Below are 14,657 nucleotides of genomic sequence, written 5' to 3'. Positions count from 1 at the left end.
TGATCGAAAATTCCATGGGTAATCTGCGGCAGGTCAATCATCACTCCGGATGGCCTAGCCCATGAGCAGTCCCTTGCCACAATCGCCCCACAAGGCATTCATCAAATCCAACTTACCGGCCTGGCTGACCCAGGCGCCGGCTTCGCAGCTCGCCGATTTTCGCCGCGACCTGATCAGCAGCAATCAGGCCAGGCACGACCTCAAGGCCCTGATGGATGAACTGCAGAACCCCGAGGAGTTTGCCCGGCCTTTGTTACGCCAGACCCTGCGAACCGAGTTTTTCGGTTTGCAGGACGATGAAAACGCCATCCTGTCCCGCGAATGGAAAAACCATCACCTGTTGGGCCTGATCCGTACACACGCCCGCACCACCCGGCAGACGCTGCTGGAAGCGGCCCTGCAGAATTTCGAAGCGACCGAAGCCGAGACCGGCGGCATGGAAACCGGCAGCGCCATTTACAATCCCGGCCCCACCGGCGAAGTGCTGAGCATTATTGCTGCGACACGCTTCGCCAGCGTCTGCCGCAACCTGGATATCGGCAGCCAGTACCTCGCGCATATCGATAACGTGCTTGAACCCGCGCCCAACTCCGGCACGTCCCGTACCGCCGCCGAGGTCATGCAACTCTTGTCCAGTCAAGAGCAGCTTGCCTTTGGGGTCGCACTGCATATCGCCTACCTGCAAAATGCGTTCACCACCTGGCAGTTTCTGCAGCTGCGCAGCCTCCAGACCACTGGAAATAACATCGACATACGGTGCAGCCTTTTGACCCTCCAGGATGTTGTTCTGCCCAATGTCATGGTGATTCAGGCGTCGGCGATCGGGCTGCCGATGGTTCTCTACACACCCCAGGACCCCAGCGCGGCGTTTCGCCTGCATCCAACCTGGGAGGATCTCTACCACGGCCTGGCCGAACGCCTGGAACAGCCGCAGTACCTGGCTTTTTTCACTCGCCTGGTACCGTTGCAACATCAGGACAGCCTGTTGCATCTGGCCCCGCGACCGTCGCTGAATGCGCGCCCGAGCCTGGAGAGCACGCTCAGCCTGACCCCGGTCCGTATGCATGTGTTTCAGGACATGGCTACGCAACGCATCATCCAGATCAGGAATGACGCACGCATCCTGGCGGTGCCCACTGCCGACGTCGACCTGGTGAGCCGGCAGAAGCGTCTGCAGGGCTATCTGGAACTGGGTAAGTCACTGTTGTTTTTTGCCGCGTCATTCATTCCAATCGTCGGTGAAGTGCTGTTGGCCGTCAGCGCCTTGCAACTGCTCAATACCGTCTATGACGGCTTCGCCGCCTGGAGCCGCGGCGATAGCGAAGAGGCCTTGAACGACTTTCTCGACGCGGTGGACGACGTCGCGATGGCAGTCGCCACCGCAGGCGTGATCAAGACCGCCGGCTTCGGTGTAAAACTGCTGAAAGTGCACGTGGCCAACAAAGGCTTGCGCCTGTGGAACCCCGACCTGCCCCCCTATCGGCATCCCAAGATGCTGCCCGACGGCCTGGTCGCGGATAAGCAGGGTTTGTATAAACATGCGCAGCGGTATTACCTGAAGCTCGATGATCAGGTTCATGCCGTGCAACGGGCGCCCGATAGCCAGCAATGGCAGTTGTCCCACCCCACCGACCCCGACGCCTACGCGCCGCCCGTGCGGGGCAACTCTGTCGGCGGATGGCGCGTCGAGCATGAGACCCCCGCCGACTGGGACGACCTCAAGCTGATCCAACGCCTGGGCCCGGACGGGGCCACGATCAAACAGCCCGCCGTTGAGCCGATCCTGCTGCTCGGCGGCATGGACAGCGCCGGCCTGCGCGAACTCCATCAGGACATGCTGAGGCCGCCGCCGTTGCTGCGGGACACGATCAAGCACTTCAACCTGGACCAGGAGATCGCCGACTTCAACCTCGATCGCGCCGAAGGCACTAAGGTTACACCGCAGTCCCCCTTCATCCAGTTTCACTTGGTGTGTGCATTGCCGGAATGGCCCGCGACCCGGCGGCTGAAAATCGTCGACGAACGGCAACAGATACTGATCAGCCACGGTAACGGCGCCAACGCGATCGAGGTGAGCGCTTCACGCTTCAGAAAAGGCGAACTGCTGCATGCACTGGAGGAGCAAATGCCGCGGGCAGAATTCAATCAATTGCTACCTGCGCTGTACATCGACTATTTCACCCCGGTCGAAAACCTTGCCTCACGCCTGCAGGAAAGCGTTCCGGCACAACGCCAGCGCCTGTTTTCGTTGCTCGATAGCCACGGCGAGGAACCCGTTAGCCAGGTTGAACAGGACCTTCGCCCAACCATGCCCGAACTGTCCAAGCGTCACCTTGAAGAAATGGAAACCACCCTCAGCCCACAGGAACGGCAACGCCTGCACCAGGAGAAAAAACTGCCGTCAACACAAGAGTGGGAAGCCACCCAATACCGCGACGTGGCGCGCAGCGCACGCATCCACGAAGGCATTTTTCTCGATTCGATGAGCAGTAACGAGAGCGTGCCACTGGTGTTGCACACTCTGGAACAGTTGCCAGGCTGGCCAGGCGCACGCCGCATCGAGGTGTACGAGAATGATAACAGCGGCCCGCTGCTGGGACATATTGGCAGCGAACAGGACAGTGTGCGTCACATCCTGATCCGCCAGGGCGAACAGTACGCCGTGCAGGACGCCGAGGCGACAGAGCTGCATGCACCGAGCACGCTGTTCAGCGCGCTGGAACATACGCTGACCGAGGCCGAGCGCAGCGCGCTTTTGCGTGAGTCGAATGCAGGCGCGCTCAAACAAGCCATCCACCAGCATAGCCTGGCAATGATCGCCAAACCGCCGCTGCCGCCGCTCGCCAGGCTAGCCCCAACGGCGCCAGTGCAGGCCCTCGGGATTGCGCTTGATCCACTGTTCGCCACGCAAACCGCCCCGGCAGGCCTGACGCTGCGCGCTGATGGTATTCATCAGTCAGCCCCGCTGCCCAACGGTGGCTATCACTATTACGTCCTGGAGGGCGGGAACTACTTTCAGGTCAAAGCCGAAGGGCAGAAATGGCGACTGATCGATGCCCGCAGCCCGTTCAGGGCTTACCGGCCCTACCTGCGCGCAAAAACCGCCGGTGGCTGGGATATCGATCCGAGCAGCCAGGGGTTGATGGGTGGCATGCAAGCGGCTGTTTCGCCGTCGGGAGAGCCGACGGAGCTTAGCGACGAGTTTGAGTCGGCGCACTCATCCAGCGAATACGACTCAGCAGAAGAAGGCACGGTCAACAGCCTGTATACGCCGACGGAGATGGAGGCCATGCGGTCCACACGAAGCTATCAACACAGCCAGAACTATCGACGCATTTATGATCGCGCCAACAATGGCCGCTACCCCCTGCGCGATTTAACAGGTCGCCCATTGCGGATCAGAAGCATACAAATCCGCAGCAAATCGCTCACGTCCGATCAAACTTTCAGCAAGGAGCTGATCCTGCCTTTTTTGCAGTGGGAAGGGTATGAACGGGTTGCACGCCTCTATGAAGACAAACTAGAAGTGACACCCTTCACCGCGGCCCACCAAAAGTGTGTGCAGGAGGCAGTGATGATCGGCGAGCAGACCGTCATAAGCAGGAAGCCGCTGATAAAAGGTGAGGCGCTCGGCGTCTATGGCGGGGAACTGGTGCCGTATTATGTGGCGGCTTATCGGCAGGATCCCTATTTGATCGACGTCAAACCTTTTGAACCCATTCCCGCTGCACCACAGCCGGTCATTTTGTCGGGTGACAACGTACTTTCGCGAATAAATACGATTTTTGAGTACGAAGCAAATCTGCCGATCAGGCAGGCATCCACGGGCTATAACGTAGAGGTTGCGCGGTTCAACGTCACCACACAGATTGCCGAGCAACCCAGGGACAATTTTTTCCTCAGTGCATTCTTTGCCAGTGAAGATATCCCTGCCGGTACCGAGTTGCGTTGGAATTACCAATACAACGAGCCCACGGTGAGAGCGCTGTTCGGTGCGCTCCCTCAGGCAAACGCCTGAAGCCGATTACTCATCGTCATCGAAGTTGTAGCTGCCCGGCGCAAGGTTCTCAAAGCGTGTGTACTTACCGATGAACGCCAGGCGGATAAAGCCGATCGGCCCGTTCCGCTGCTTGCCGATGATGATTTCGGCAATGCCCTTGTGCTCGGTTTCGGGGTGATACACCTCGTCGCGGTACACGAACATGATCACGTCGGCATCCTGCTCGATCGCGCCGGACTCACGCAAGTCGGAGTTCACCGGACGTTTGTTGGGACGTTGTTCCAGGGAACGGTTGAGCTGGGACAGCGCCACCACCGGGCAGTTGAATTCCTTGGCCAGGGCCTTGAGGGATCGGGAGATTTCGGAAATCTCGTTGGTGCGGTTGTCGCCGCTGGAACCCGGAATCTGCATCAACTGCAGGTAGTCGATCATGATCAACGCAATGTCGCCGTGTTCACGCACCAGGCGACGGGTGCGCGCGCGCATTTCGGACGGGCTGATACCGGCAGTGTCATCGATGAACAGCTTACGGTCGTTGAGCAGGTTGACCGCCGAGGTCAGGCGCGGCCAATCGTCATCCTCGAGCTGGCCGGAACGCACTTTGGTCTGGTCGATACGGCCGAGTGACGAAAGCATACGCATGATCAGCGATTCGCCTGGCATCTCGAGGGAGTACACCAGCACCGCCTTGTCACTGCGCAGTACGGCGTTTTCCACCAGGTTCATCGCAAAGGTGGTCTTGCCCATCGACGGACGGCCGGCCACGATGATCAAGTCGGACGGCTGCAGGCCGCTGGTCTTCTCGTCGAGGTCGGTGTAGCCGGTGGAAATACCGGTAATCGCGGCATCGGTATTGAACAAGGTGTCGATGCGGTCGATGGCCTTGGTCAGCAGGTCGTTGACGCTGACCGGGCCGCCGGTTTTCGGGCGGGCTTCGGCGATCTGGAAGATCTGGCGCTCGGCTTCGTCGAGGATCTCGGCGGCGGTGCGGCCTTCGGGGTTGAAGGCGCTGTCGGCGATTTCAGTGCTGATGCCGATCAACTGGCGCAGGGTGGCGCGCTCGCGGACGATCTGCGCATAGGCCTTGATGTTGGCGACGGACGGCGTGTTTTTCGCCAGTTCGCCGAGGTAACCCAGGCCGCCGACTTGGGAGGTCTGGCCTTCCTTGTCCAGTTGCTCGGCCAGGGTCACCACGTCGATCGGTGAGTTCTGGTCGGCCAGCTTGGCGATGGCACGGAAGATCAGGCGGTGGTCATGACGATAGAAATCCCCGTCCGAGACTTGATCCAGCACGCGTTCCCAGGCGTTGTTGTCCAGCATCAAGCCACCGAGCACGGCCTGTTCGGCCTCGATGGAATGCGGCGGCACCTTCAGGGCAGCGGTTTGCAGATCGTATTGCTCAGGAGCGGAAATTTCGTTCATGGCCACTTGGAATTTAGGGGTGTGTAGAAAAACAAAAGGCACGACCTGTAAACAGGATCGTGCCCGATGTTAACTGGCTGACACGCGAGGTGCCAGTCAGTTAGGTGCGGCTTAAGCTGCTACCACGACAACGCGTACGGTGGCTTCAACTTCGGCGTGCAGGTGCACGGCTACGTCGAATTCGCCTACGTTGCGGATGGTGCCGTTCGGCAGACGAACTTCGCTCTTCTGCACTTCAACGCCGGAGGCGGTCAGTGCATCAGCGATGTCGTGGGTGCCGATCGAACCGAACAGCTTGCCTTCGTCACCGGCGGTGGCAGTGATAGTCACTTCCAGCTCAGCCAGTTGGGCAGCGCGAGTTTCGGCCGAAGCTTTTTTGTCTGCTGCTGCTTTTTCCAGCTCAGCACGACGCTCTTCAAACGCAGCCAGGTTGGCAGCGGTTGCAGCGGTGGCTTTGCCGTATGGCAGCAGGTAGTTACGACCGTAGCCGGCCTTAACGTTCACTTTGTCGCCCAGGTTGCCCAGGTTGGCGACTTTTTCCAGAAGGATCAGTTGCATGTGAAAATCCTCTAACTTTTAACCTTCACCGTTCGCGCTATCGGCATCTTTCGACGCCAGACGTCCGCGAAAATCAATCAGGCCGTCGACAATGGCCAAAACCACGAGTAACGGATAGATCAGCTGCATGAACAGCAACAGCGTGACGTACAACCCCACCAGCCAGAACCTGGCCAGGCGCTTGCGCGCAACCAGCCCATGAATCAGGGCCAGCCCGGCAAATACCAGCGGTACGCTGCAAATCGGCGCAAGCAAGGCCATCTGTGGACCGAAGTTCGGCCCGACAACCATGCACGCCAGCAGCAACATCGCTGGCCCCGCAGGAATTCTGATACTGCGAAACTCGCGACCAAAACCACCCGGGTTGTACAACAACGCCTGCCAATAACGCCCAAGAATCAGGCTCAGCACGCTGACAACCTGCAACAAAGCCGCAATCAGGCCGGTCAGGACCGGCGCAATCAGTGACGCAAACCGCGCTCGCTCATCTACCGACAACTGCTGGTAGAGATCCCCGAGGGCCAGCGGCAGGATCTTGACGATTTCCTGCGCCAGCGCCTCGATTTGCGGGCGGAAAGCCGCGCCAAGCATCACTGAGTACACCAATCCCAATGCCACGCTGACCAGCAGCGTGCGGACCCAGGACTCACTTGCGCGTAAAACCAACGCAAGGCTCGATGACCCCAGCAGTACCAGAAGTACCCGTGGATCACCCATTTGCAGCCACCAGATCAAGGCCGGCAACAAACCCAGGGCAAGAACGCCAAGGGCGTCCTTCAAACCGCGCCGCAGGAGCACAAGGCAACCTGCGGCAGCACCCAACCAATAAAGCAACGGCAATGCTGCACAGCCAGCCACTACCAGAGTGGCCTGCATACGACCGCGCATGATGAACTCAGCTAAGGCGCGCATGCATTCAATCCCTTACTACTTGTCGACTGCCCGGTCTCAGCGGCCGTGGCTGTCGGTGTAGGCCAGCAGGGCCAGGAAGCGGGCGCGCTTGATAGCGGTGGCCAGCTGACGCTGATAACGTGCTTTGGTACCGGTGATACGGCTTGGAACGATTTTGCCGGTCTCGGATACGTAGGCTTTCAGAGTGTTGAGATCTTTGTAATCGATCTCTTTCACGTCTTCAGCGGTGAAGCGGCAGAATTTACGACGACGGAAGAAACGTGCCATTTGATAGGCTCCTTAAAAGGTCCGTGGATTACTCGTCAGCGTTATCGCTGTTGTCGCTGTCATCACTATCAGCGCTATCAGCGCCTTCGTGCTCAGGACGGTCGCGACGCTCACGGCGCTCACTGCGGTTTTCTTCAGCCTTGAGCATCTCGGATTGGCCGGTAACGGCTTCTTCGCGACGGATGACCAGGTTACGGATCACTGCATCGTTGTAGCGGAAGTTGTCTTCCAGCTCGGCCAGGGCCTTGCCAGTGCATTCAACGTTCAGCATCACGTAGTGAGCCTTGTGAACATTGTTGATTGCGTAGGCCAGTTGACGACGGCCCCAATCTTCCAGACGGTGGATTTTGCCGCCGTCTTCTTCGATCAGCTTGGTGTAACGCTCAACCATGCCGCCGACTTGCTCGCTTTGATCCGGGTGGACCAAAAAGATGATTTCGTAATGACGCATGAATGCTCCTTACGGGTTGTAGCCTGCCGCTCAAAAACGGTCAGACAAGGAGTGAATGACACTTATGGATCTTGCCGCAGGGGAGGCACATGCGTGCCTGCCAGGTGGGCAAGGGGCGCAATTGTAGAGAAGGGGAAGGAGCGGCGCAAGGTGATTGGTGATTATTTGAACAATCCCCCAAACACTACAAAAACAAATGTGGGAGGGGGCTTGCTCCCGATAGCGGTGTTTCAGTTACAGATGTTGTGACTGACTCACCGCAATCGGGAGCAAGCCCCCTCCCACAGTTTGATCCGGGCCAGGCCTGGCTTACTTCTTGGGCTTGGCCTTCGCTTTCGCGCCGCGCTGACGCTGGGCTTCGAACAGGCACACGCCCGTCGCCACCGAAACGTTCAGGCTGCTGACGCTACCGGCCATCGGCAAGTGCACCAGGTAATCGCAATGCTCACGGGTCAAGCGGCGCATGCCCTTGCCTTCGGCGCCCATGATCAGGATGGTCGGGCCGGTGAGGTCCTGGTCATAGATGCTGACCTCAGCCTCCCCTGCCGTGCCGACAATCCACAAGCCACGTTGCTGGAGCTTTTCCAGGGTGCGCGCCAGGTTGGTCACGGCCACCAGCGGAATCACTTCCGCCGCGCCGCAGGCGACTTTACGCACGACCGGCGTGAGGGTCGCCGACTTGTCTTTAGGCACGATCACCGCCAGCGCGCCGGCGGCATCCGCCGAACGCAGGCAGGCGCCGAGGTTGTGCGGGTCGGTCACGCCGTCCAGCACCAGCAGCAACGGCGCGCCTTCGGTACGGTCGAGCAGCTCGTCGAGCATGGCCTCGCCCCACACCTGGCTCGGGCTGACGTCGGCAACCACGCCTTGGTGAACGCCTTCTACCCATACGTCCATTTCACGGCGTTCAGCCTGGCCGATGGCAACCTTGTTCTGGTTGGCCAGCTCGACCAGCGCCTGCACGCGTGGCTCGCTGCGACCTTCCGCCAACCACACTTGCTTGACGCGCTTGGGGTGGTGACGCAGCAGTGCTTCTACGGCATGCACGCCGTAGATTTTTTCCAGACTCATGGCTTGGCCTTAGGTTTGCGCGACCCGCCGCTTTTCGCGGGGGCCGAACCCGCTTTGGGCGGGCCTTTACGGTGTTTACTGGGTTTGCTCGACGGTTTTTCCGCCCCTTGGGACTTTCCCCCAGACGCCGCTTTACCACCGCTTTTGGCTTCGTTGAGCAACTGCTGCTTCAACTCGCGACTCTTGCGCAGCTCGGCATTTTTCGCCGCAGCATCGCTTGGGCGATAGGCTTCCGGGGCCTTTTCCTTGGTCGAAGAACGACGACCGGCCTTGGCTGGCGCAGGCTCGGCGGCCGCCGCTTTCGCAGGAGCCCCCTTGCCTTTGCTGGCCGGCGTGGTGGTTTCGCCGCCACGCTTTTTGCGACCCGCAGGCTCGGCCGGCTTGTCAGGCATACCGAAGTCGATCTTGCGTTCGTCGAGGTCGACGCGCATGACCTGCACTTCCACCGTGTCACCCAGGCGGAAACTGCGCCCGGTGCGCTCGCCCGCCAGGCGGTGATGCACTGGGTCGAAGTGATAGTAGTCGCCCGGCAAGGCGGTGACGTGCACCAGGCCCTCGACGTAGATGTCGGTCAGCTCGACGAACAGGCCGAAACCGGTCACGGCGGTGATCACACCCGGGAACGACTCGCCCACGCGATCCTTCATGAATTCGCACTTGAGCCAATTCACCACATCGCGGGTGGCTTCATCGGCGCGGCGCTCGCTCATGGAGCACTGCTCGCCCAACTGTTCCAGGGCCGCTTCGTCGTACGGATAGATCCGTGCCTTCGGAATGGTCATGGCACCGGCGCGCTTGACGTGCGGAGTGTTCTGCTTGGAATGGATCACGCTGCGGATCGCGCGGTGCGTGAGCAGGTCCGGGTAACGACGGATCGGCGAAGTGAAGTGGGTGTACGCCTCGTAATTCAGGCCGAAGTGGCCCTGGTTATCAGCGCTGTACACCGCCTGGCTCAACGAGCGCAGCATGACGGTCTGGATCACATGATAATCCGGACGGTCCTTGATGCTGGCCAACAGAGCCTGGTAGTCCTTCGGCGTCGGGCCGTCCTTGCCTTTGTGCAGGGACAGGCCGAGCTCACCGAGGAAGGCGCGCAGTTTTTCCAGGCGCTCCGGCGGCGGGCCGTCGTGCACCCGGTACAGGGCAGGAATCTCGTGCTTTTTCAGGAATTCAGCGGTGGCCACGTTGGCGGCCAGCATGCATTCCTCGATCAGCTTGTGCGCGTCGTTACGCGTCGTTGGGGTGATCGCGGCGATCTTGCGCTCGGAACCGAAGACAATCCGGGTTTCCTGGGTTTCAAAATCGATCGCGCCACGCACATGACGGGCACCCAGCAACACTTTGTACAACGAGTACAGCTGCTTGAGGTGCGGCACCACGTCGGCGTACTCGGTACGCAGGGCTTTGGCTTCGCTGGTCTTCGGCGTTTCCAGGATGGTGCTGACCTTGTTGTAGGTCAGGCGCGCCTGAGAATGGATCACCGCTTCGTAGAACTGGTAGTCGGTCATTTCGCCGGTTTTCGAGATGGTCATCTCGCACACCATGGCCAAACGGTCGACTTTCGGGTTCAGGGAGCACAGGCCGTTGGACAGCTGCTCGGGCAGCATCGGGATCACGCGCTCAGGGAAGTACACGGAGTTGCCGCGCACCTGGGCTTCGTTATCCAGGGCCGAACCGATCTTCACATAGCTGGACACGTCAGCAATCGCCACGTACAACTTCCAGCCGCCGGAGAACAGGCGCAGTTTGCCAGGCTTGGCTTCGCAGTAGACCGCATCGTCGAAGTCGCGGGCGTCTTCGCCGTCGATGGTGACGAACGGCAGATGGCGCAAGTCGATGCGCTTCTCTTTGTCCTTGTCTTCGACTTCCGGCTTGAGCTTGGCGGCTTCCTTGAGCACAGCGTCGGGCCAGACGTGAGGAATATCGTAGGTGCGCAGCGCGACGTCGATCTCCATGCCCGGCGCCATGTAGTTGCCGACCACTTCAACGATGTCGCCCTGGGGCTGGAAGCGCGCAGTTGGCCAGTGGGTGATTTTCACCTCGACGAACTGGCCGACCTTGGCGGCGCCATTGCGGCCCGGGGTGATCAGCACTTCCTGCTGGACCTTCGGGTTATCCGGCACGACGAAGCCGATACCGCCTTCTTCGAAGTAACGGCCAACGATGGACTCGTGGGCACGGGACACCACTTCGACGATCACGCCTTCACGACGACCACGACGGTCCAGCCCGGAAACACGCGCCAGCGCACGGTCGCCGTCAAACACCAGGCGCATTTGCGCAGGGCTCATGAACAGGTCGTCGCTGCCGTCATCCGGGATCAGGAAGCCGAAGCCGTCCCGGTGACCGGCGATGCGGCCGAGGATCAGGTCGAGCTTGTCGACCGGCGCATAGGTGCCACGGCGGGTGTAGATCAGCTGAGCGTCGCGCTCCATCGCACGCAAACGGCGGCGCAGGGCTTCGAGCTGGTCTTCGGTGGTCAGACCGAATTCTTCAACCAGCTGCTCACGGCTAGCAGGCGAACCCCGATCGGCGAGGTGCGCCAGGATCAGTTCGCGGCTAGGAATAGGGTTTTCATATTTTTCCGCTTCACGAGCGGCCTCGGGATCGAGGGACTGCCAATCGGCCATTAGAGAGTTTTCACCTTGTCTATATGCGGGTTAGTTTGGCATACGCGTATTGAAACGGGAAATTTCAGGCATCAACAAGTGTTTAAAAGCCCTTTGTAGCCCACCGACGCATACCTTGCACGACCATTGAGGGAATTTTCCAGGCTTTTTTCATACCGGGGGTTTACAGCTGAAAAAGGGCTCCGTATAGTGCGCGCCATCGACGACGGCAACGTTGTTGATGCTGCCCAGGTGGTGAAATTGGTAGACACGCCAGCTTCAGGTGCTGGTGATCGCAAGGTCGTGGAAGTTCGAGTCTTCTCCTGGGCACCAAATTCAGATCAAACCCGCGAAAGCGGGTTTTTTCGTTTCAGGTCTTTGATTCTTAACGTAAAACCTGATTTATTTTTTTGAATCAGGGGTTTACAGATCAAAAAGCCCGCCGTATAGTTCGCCCCATCAACAGCGGCAACGTTGCTTGATAATGCCCAGGTGGTGAAATTGGTAGACACGCCAGCTTCAGGTGCTGGTGATCGCAAGGTCGTGGAAGTTCGAGTCTTCTCCTGGGCACCAAATTCAGATCAAACCCGCGAAAGCGGGTTTTTTCGTTTCTGGGGTTTAAAACTTGGTGGTGGGGCCTGCTCATGCGCACTTGAGAAGGTTTATCGTTTATCCTTGTAAGAATTTGTAGCTTACAAGTGAGGAAAACCCCGGATGATGATCCGCGATACCCGTCTCAAGACCTCCCTTCTGCGTGGCCTGACCATCACTCTGCTCGGCCTGACCCTGCTCTCGCCCGCCGCCCATAGCGCCGAAAAGATCTCCCTGACCCTGTACAACGGCCAGCACAAGGAAGTCGGCGATGAACTCGCCAAAGCCTTCGAAGCCAAGACCGGCATTCACGTCAATGTACGCAAAGGCAGCAGCAATCAACTGGCCAGCCAAATCGTCGAAGAAGGCGACCGCTCGCCTGCCGACGTGATCTACACCGAAGAATCACCGCCGCTGAACAAGCTGGGCGAGCAAGGCCTGCTGGCCAGGATCGACGCCAGCACACTCGATGTATTGCCCAAGGACTATGTCGGCAGTAACGGTGACTGGATGGGCGTGACCGCACGCACCCGCGTCGTCGCTTTCAACCCCAAGCTGATTGCCGAAAAAGACCTGCCCAAATCGGTGCTAGATTTCGCCGGTCCCGAGTGGCAAGGCAAGGTTGGCTTCGTGCCCACCAGCGGTGCGTTCCAGGAGCAGGCGGTGGCTATCATCAAGCTGCACGGGCGTGAAGCCGCAGAAGAATGGCTGACCGGCCTGCGCGCATTCGGCAAGGTGTACAGCAACAATATGGTTGCGCTCAAAGCCGTGGAAAACGGCGAAGTCGCCACCGTGCTGGTGAACAACTATTACTGGTTTGCCTTGAAGAAAGAGAAAACCAACCTCGACTCCCAATTGCACTACTTCACCGACGGCGATGCCGGCGGCCTGATTACCGTGTCTTCGGCTGCCGCGCTGAAATCCAGCAAACACCCCAAGGAAGCCCAGCAACTGCTGGCGTTCATGGCCAGTGAAGAAGGCCAGCGCGTGATCACCAACACCTCGGCTGAATACCCGCTGCGCAAAGGCATGCAGTCCAATCGCGGCCTCAAGCCTTTCAACGAACTGCAGCCGCCGAAAGTCACCCCCGCCGACCTGGGCAATGCCGAAGAGGCCCTGGACCTGGAACGTGACGTTGGCTTGAACTGATGAACCCATCGCTCAGCGCCGCAGGTTTTCGCCCCCGGCGCAAACGCCCTTCGATCTGGCTGCTGTTGCCGGTGCTATTCCTGGTAGGCCTGAGTCTGTTGCCGCTGGCCTATGTCGGGCTCAAGACCTGGCAGGCTGGTTGGGCGCAGGCGGTGCATCTGCTGTGGCGACCTTATGTCTTCGGGCTGCTGCGCAACACCCTGGCGCTGATGGTGGGCGTGACGGTGGTGTGCGGCGTGGTCGGCCTGTCCCTGGCCTGGTTGCTGGAGCGCAGCAACCTGCCTGGACGGCGCCTCTGGGGGGTGATCCTGTGTCTGCCGTTTGCGGTGCCGGCGTTTGTCAGCAGCTTCACCTGGGTGTCGCTGAGCGCCAACTTCGAAGGCCTCGGCGGCGCGATCCTGGTGATGAGCCTGTCCAAATACCCGCTGGTGTTTCTGCCGGTGGCCGCGACACTGCGTAATCTTGATCCCGCCCTGGAAGAATCAGCGCGCACCCTGGGCCTGAATCGCTGGGGCGTGTTTCGACGCATCACCTTGCCGCTGTTGTGGCCCTCGCTGGTGGCCGGCGCGCTGCTGATTGCGCTGCACATGCTGGTGGAGTTCGGGGCTTTGTCGATCATCGGCTTGCAGACCTTCACGACCGCGATCTATCAGCAATTCGAGCTGGAGTTCAGCAACGCCAATGCGGCGATGCTCTCGGCGGTGCTCCTGGCGATGTGCCTGACCCTGCTGTGGCTGGAACTGCGCATGCGTGGCAAGGGCCGCCATGTACGTATTGGCCAGGGCGCGGCGCGGCATGCCGAACAGTTGAAATTGGGCAAGTGGGCGCCGCTCGGTCAGCTGTATTGCCTGGCGCTGGCAGTCATCGGCAGCGGCATTCCGCTGGGGATGCTCGGTTATTGGCTGGCCGTGGGCTCGTCGGCGGCGTTTCCGGTGGCCGAGATCAGTGAAGCGTTGTTATCGTCCCTGGCGCTGTCCCTGGGTGGCGCAGCGGTGTGCCTGGCGTTGGCGGTGCCGGTAGGCTTGCTGGTGGTGCGCTATAAAGGCCGACTGGCGATCTGGGCTGAACGCCTGCCCTACCTGCTGCACGCCCTGCCCGGCCTGGTAATTGCGCTGACCCTGGTGTATTTCGCCCTGCATTACGTGCCGGCGCTGTATCAAACGTCGGCGCTGCTGCTGATCGCCTACGCGCTGTTGTTTCTGCCGCTGGCCCAGGCGCCGATACGCACGGCATTGAACAAGGCCGCGCCCCAGCTGGAAGAGGCTGCGCGGACGCTGGGGGCATCGCCCTTCAATGCGTTTTGCCGGGTGACACTGCCGATCATCTTCCCGGCATTGGGTGCGGCGTTTGCCCTGGTGTTTCTGGATGCGATGAAGGAATTGACGGCGACCTTGCTGTTGAGTCCGACTGGGTTGAACACCTTGGCGACTGCCGTGTGGGCGCATACTTCGAATGTGGAGTTTGCGGCGGCGGCGCCTTATGCGGCGTTGTTGATCTTGGTGTCGGGGTTGCCGGTGTATCTGCTTACGACGCGGATGTATTTGAGCCGTTGAGATTGCTATCGGGGGCAAGCCCCCTCCCACATCAGAACGCATTCCAAATGTGGGAGGGGGCTTGCCCTAATGCC

At 59.9% G+C, this 14,657-nt stretch carries 11 protein-coding genes and 2 tRNA genes; 5 read left to right on the top strand and 8 right to left on the bottom strand.

All coding sequences use genetic code 11. The features are described from left to right. Nucleotides 1-61: 61 nt before the first annotated feature. Complete coding sequence (locus C4J85_RS02680; protein ID WP_124408930.1) at nt 62-4,018, top strand: dermonecrotic toxin domain-containing protein; 3,957 nt, start codon at nt 62-64, stop codon at nt 4,016-4,018. Between the two features lie 6 nt (nt 4,019-4,024). Here C4J85_RS02680 and dnaB read toward each other — a convergent pair whose 3' ends face one another. From dnaB to rnr, 7 genes are all read right to left on the bottom strand, one after another. After that, the gene (dnaB, locus tag C4J85_RS02675) at nt 4,025-5,422 is read right to left on the bottom strand and encodes a replicative DNA helicase (RefSeq protein ID WP_003188079.1); all 1,398 of its coding nucleotides are present in this window, start codon (nt 5,420-5,422) and stop codon (nt 4,025-4,027) included. A 111-nt stretch (nt 5,423-5,533) separates the two neighbouring features. Next, nucleotides 5,534-5,980, bottom strand: a complete 447-nt coding sequence (gene rplI, locus C4J85_RS02670; RefSeq protein WP_003171376.1) for a 50S ribosomal protein L9 — start codon at nt 5,978-5,980, stop codon at nt 5,534-5,536. An 18-nt stretch (nt 5,981-5,998) separates the two neighbouring features. Next, on the bottom strand, nt 5,999-6,892 hold the full coding sequence (locus tag C4J85_RS02665; RefSeq protein ID WP_124361031.1) for a hypothetical protein: 894 nt from the start codon (nt 6,890-6,892) through the stop codon (nt 5,999-6,001). Between the two features lie 36 nt (nt 6,893-6,928). After that, entirely contained in the window at nt 6,929-7,159 is a 231-nt protein-coding gene (rpsR, locus tag C4J85_RS02660; RefSeq protein WP_002551829.1) for a 30S ribosomal protein S18, read from the bottom strand. 28 nt (nt 7,160-7,187) lie between these two features. After that, nucleotides 7,188-7,610, bottom strand: a complete 423-nt coding sequence (gene rpsF / locus C4J85_RS02655; RefSeq protein WP_003236224.1) for a 30S ribosomal protein S6 — start codon at nt 7,608-7,610, stop codon at nt 7,188-7,190. 309 nt (nt 7,611-7,919) lie between these two features. After that, nucleotides 7,920-8,681, bottom strand: coding sequence for a 23S rRNA (guanosine(2251)-2'-O)-methyltransferase RlmB (gene rlmB / locus C4J85_RS02650; protein WP_124365632.1), 762 nt, complete (start codon nt 8,679-8,681; stop codon nt 7,920-7,922). After that, nucleotides 8,678-11,311 (bottom strand): ribonuclease R, encoded by a 2,634-nt coding sequence (gene rnr / locus C4J85_RS02645; protein ID WP_124408929.1) that lies wholly within the window; start codon nt 11,309-11,311, stop codon nt 8,678-8,680. Before rnr ends, rlmB begins: the two co-directional genes overlap by 4 nt. Nucleotides 11,312-11,536: 225 nt before the next feature. Between rnr and C4J85_RS02640 the strand changes: the two genes are divergently transcribed. Beyond that, a tRNA-Leu gene (locus C4J85_RS02640) sits at nt 11,537-11,623 on the top strand. 8 nt (nt 11,624-11,631) lie between these two features. On the opposite strand, the gene C4J85_RS27425 is transcribed toward C4J85_RS02640, so the two are convergent. Continuing rightward, entirely contained in the window at nt 11,632-11,802 is a 171-nt protein-coding gene (locus C4J85_RS27425) for a hypothetical protein (protein ID WP_164485227.1), read from the bottom strand. Here C4J85_RS27425 and C4J85_RS02635 point away from each other — a divergent pair. From C4J85_RS02635 to C4J85_RS02625, 3 genes are all read left to right on the top strand, one after another. Continuing rightward, nucleotides 11,777-11,863: transfer RNA gene (locus C4J85_RS02635), tRNA-Leu, on the top strand. The two genes, C4J85_RS27425 and C4J85_RS02635, sit on opposite strands and share 26 nt — an antisense overlap. 141 nt (nt 11,864-12,004) lie before the next feature. Continuing rightward, complete coding sequence (locus tag C4J85_RS02630; RefSeq protein WP_124369395.1) at nt 12,005-13,030, top strand: iron ABC transporter substrate-binding protein; 1,026 nt, start codon at nt 12,005-12,007, stop codon at nt 13,028-13,030. Next, on the top strand, nt 13,030-14,583 hold the full coding sequence (locus C4J85_RS02625) for an iron ABC transporter permease (protein WP_124408928.1): 1,554 nt from the start codon (nt 13,030-13,032) through the stop codon (nt 14,581-14,583). The genes C4J85_RS02630 and C4J85_RS02625 overlap by 1 nt, the downstream gene beginning before the upstream one ends. Nucleotides 14,584-14,657 lie beyond the last annotated feature (74 nt).

The organism is Pseudomonas sp. R4-34-07 (assembly GCF_003852375.1).
Lineage (GTDB): Bacteria > Pseudomonadota > Gammaproteobacteria > Pseudomonadales > Pseudomonadaceae > Aquipseudomonas.
This window is presented reverse-complemented; position numbering and strand designations above follow the sequence as displayed.

Bases quoted from the DNA above. Each gene is read 5' to 3' on its own strand.
- C4J85_RS02680 (WP_124408930.1), top strand. From the start codon at position 62: ATGAGCAGTCCCTTGCCACAATCGCCCCACAAGGCATTCATCAAATCC.
- dnaB (WP_003188079.1), bottom strand. From the start codon at position 5,422: ATGAACGAAATTTCCGCTCCTGAGCAATACGATCTGCAAACCGCTGCC.
- rplI (WP_003171376.1), bottom strand. From the start codon at position 5,980: ATGCAACTGATCCTTCTGGAAAAAGTCGCCAACCTGGGCAACCTGGGC.
- C4J85_RS02665 (WP_124361031.1), bottom strand. From the start codon at position 6,892: ATGCGCGCCTTAGCTGAGTTCATCATGCGCGGTCGTATGCAGGCCACT.
- rpsR (WP_002551829.1), bottom strand. From the start codon at position 7,159: ATGGCACGTTTCTTCCGTCGTCGTAAATTCTGCCGCTTCACCGCTGAA.
- rpsF (WP_003236224.1), bottom strand. From the start codon at position 7,610: ATGCGTCATTACGAAATCATCTTTTTGGTCCACCCGGATCAAAGCGAG.
- rlmB (WP_124365632.1), bottom strand. From the start codon at position 8,681: ATGAGTCTGGAAAAAATCTACGGCGTGCATGCCGTAGAAGCACTGCTG.
- rnr (WP_124408929.1), bottom strand. From the start codon at position 11,311: ATGGCCGATTGGCAGTCCCTCGATCCCGAGGCCGCTCGTGAAGCGGAA.
- C4J85_RS02630 (WP_124369395.1), top strand. From the start codon at position 12,005: ATGATGATCCGCGATACCCGTCTCAAGACCTCCCTTCTGCGTGGCCTG.
- C4J85_RS02625 (WP_124408928.1), top strand. From the start codon at position 13,030: ATGAACCCATCGCTCAGCGCCGCAGGTTTTCGCCCCCGGCGCAAACGC.